2 protein-coding genes are annotated in these 3,194 nt (G+C 41.5%); one reads left to right on the top strand and one right to left on the bottom strand.

The window, feature by feature from the left end; genetic code table 11:
* Nucleotides 1-227 (top strand): hypothetical protein (locus QZP87_RS01985; protein WP_291321246.1); only part of this gene is annotated, 227 nt, incomplete at its 5' end.
* A gap of 251 nt (nucleotides 228-478) precedes the next feature.
* Here QZP87_RS01985 and QZP87_RS01990 read toward each other — a convergent pair.
* Nucleotides 479-3,194, bottom strand: a 2,716-nt coding sequence (locus QZP87_RS01990) for a glycosyltransferase (protein ID WP_291321247.1), incomplete at its 5' end; no start/stop codon positions are given.

The following is a 3,194-nucleotide window of genomic DNA, read 5'->3' on the forward strand; positions in this document are numbered from 1 at the left end:
ATGTTGAAATCCTTTTCGTAAATGAAACTGAAAGCTTTGCCACTGTTGTGGTGAGAGAGGTAACAACTGGAGACAGGTTTGAGTTGCGCTTGCAAGCTGATCATCCCAATAAAAACTCCATCCTGGCGATGATGTTGACAGCGCTCAGTTTAGATGAAGTCGTCCGCATCAGGTGGCAAGAAGGCTCACCTCCTAAACTATTACGTGTCGCAATCAATAGACTGTAGCATTTATAATTATTCTTTATAAAAAGCCTTCTTAAGCCATCAATCGCTTAAGAAGGCTTTTTTACTGGGAATCACATACATGCAAAGTCCAGAAAACTGATGCACATAGGTGTAGCCACGCATGCCAAAGACATGATACGTGTTCTAGTGGACATGGTTGACCCTACCGATCCTACCGATGGTTTGTTTATTTTTCTGCAGATTTCGCCATTTCCACTCCTTTTTATCAATAACAAAGTACGCAGTACGCTTCAACTGGATGAACGCATCTTACTGACATAAAGAGCTAAACGATGTTGGTGTTGTGAATATCCGAAATGGTCACGCACAAAACGTTTTCCTTTTTCTGATTGCTTTTGATAATATTCTTCATTCTGATACAACTCCATAACTATGGATTGAACTTGAAACGGAGTAGCATAAATCGCGGCATCCTTAAAAAGAGATTGAAATTTTTCCGGAAGAATCACTGGTTTGCCGGCAGCCATGGCCTCTAAGGGGGTCCTCCCAAATGCTTCAACCATATCTGAATGTGTAAAGTACACACAGACATCAATAGTTGCCAAAAAATCTATAGGCGGAATTGAGTTAAAGGGATAAACACTCCAGTTTTTTGGGATGGATCCTAAAATGTTTTTGGGAGTTTCAGCTCCTCCCAAAATATGAATTTCAAGTTGATCATTTTCAGGATAAGCTGCTAAAAGCTCATCCTTTGACTCTGGCCATTTGACATAGTGGTCTCGAGAGTGCCTGCCTATGATGGGCTTGCTATTTTTTGAATTCCGCCTCTTTGATTGCCATTGATCAATATTAATAATGTTATTCCAGTCTGTACTGGATAGTGTAACCATTTTTTCAATATCAGGCTCCTGTAGCAACGACTGTCTCACTGCTGGTCCTATAGGGCACCAAACACCTGAATGTCCGAAATATCTTTGCAGGTTTTTACAACAGCTTTGAAGGTCATAGACTCGGGACTCGGGGTTTTTATATTCTCTAAAGGGTGATTGATTAACAATGACCAGGATATTTTTCGCCTTTATTTTTGGAATATAGGCCTGATAGTCATGTAGTACTGGCGGATGGCGAATAATTAATAAATCACAATAGATTTCTTCACCAGAAACCAAAAACTGGACTTTCTTACCATCGATTTGTTCTCGTATCTTGGGGTTGATAGTTCTTTCCAGATTAAGAAAATATCGGTTCATTTGAACTAACCCTGTACGTAGCCCAAATTTTTTTTGTGCTTTAATTTCTTCTACATTGGATGAGGTAGTACCACCCGGCAACTTGAAATCTGAAGCAATGACTACATCGAAATGTCTTGGCTTGGATTTTTCTTTTTCTCTAACAGGCCACATGGGTTCTGGTACTGGAAAAGGTCGACTTTTAATAGGAAAATCAATGTAAAGTGAATCAGATGCAGAATGGTAGCACATGAAACTTTCATGATAATCTTTCCTGGCGCCCATAAAATAATTCTGAAAGCCAAAAGATGAGTGTTCGGTCAGGGAAACATGCGCTTGTTTTGGGAACGATAGAAGACTTGTTGGCAGATCGACAACTTTATCGGCTCCAAAATATCTTATTAATCTCTTTTTGAATTCTCCATCAGCGGCAAAACGAACACTATCCCAATAACCTACCCTTTCTATCACCTGTTGGCGACGAAACATTAAGGATGACAAATTGAATTGAATGTATTTTCCTAATCCTCTTCGATGAAAGCGCAACTTGCTAAAGATCCGGGCCAATTCTGATGTATTGGCTATCACTTCAGGATTTGCCTGCAAATGCCTGACTTGAACTTCTATCTTTTCCGGGTGTGACCAGTCATCAGCATCATTGACTGTCACAAACTCTCCTGTAGCCTCTCTGAGCGCCAGATTCCGGGCCACGTAAGGCCCCTGGTTGACTTCTGCCCTGATAAGCCGTACCCGTCCATCTTTCTGGACATAGCTCTTCACAACATCTTTGGTATTATCCTCACTGCAATCATCAACAACAAGCACTTCCAGATTCGTCCATGTCTGGGCAAGGACAGAATCCAGGGCGGTAGAAATTGTGTTTTGGGCATTGTAGGCCGGCATCATCACGGTAACTTTAGGGAGGATTGAAGGCAGTCTTGCTTTGTTTGAATTACCAGGAGCAGCTTGTAAGCAATCATAGGGGGCTTTATCTCCGGTAATATTGCAAGCAATAGAAGATAAACCGTGCAGTTTCAGGGCGGTGTTAATCCAAATCATTTTGTCCTGAACGTTTGTCTCCAGATTGGCGGAAGCCAGGTACAGATCGGCGTGAATTTCTCTCTTTAAAGCCTGATCAATAATTATTCTTGCCTCCTGGACTTGCCCCAGAGCTTCCAGGCATTCAGCTTCCAAAACAGCTCTCTGGCGCATTTTCGCAGGGTTATCTTCCCCATTCTTGACCAAGGCAAGCATATCCAGAGCCCTGCTGGCATCTTCTTTAGTATACCGGTTTGCATGCCATAATGCCAGCTCCCAGGCAGCCAGGCATCTCATGTAAGTATTTCTGCTGTCTTTGGTTAACTCCTTCAAGTCATTATAGGCACGCTCAATAAAACCAAGGTTTAAAAGCTTACAACGAAATTGTTTGACTTTCCTTTCAGCTTTTTTATAATCACTCACTTTTTTAACCTTGACAGACTCTATTTTGAACTTTTTGGAACTGATTTTTTTCTTTTCTGATGTACTTCTCTCCAACATTTGGTTCCGATAAAAACCAGGACTGGACGCCGGAATAACGATCTCAACATTTCTGGATGATCCATCAGAAAAACCTTCAGTCATATTAAAGTCATCTTTCCTGCACAGCAGACAAATTCCATCAGCTTCAAAGATATGCTTTTCTGACGTCACATCTGTTGAACTGTTCTTGGACAAAAATTGCTGAAGTGGTCCATTGCTTAGCTGGAAGTGTCCATCCTGATTCCCTGTCTGGTTG

The organism is Desulfonatronospira sp. (assembly GCA_003563255.1).
GTDB lineage: Bacteria > Desulfobacterota > Desulfovibrionia > Desulfovibrionales > Desulfonatronovibrionaceae > Desulfonatronospira.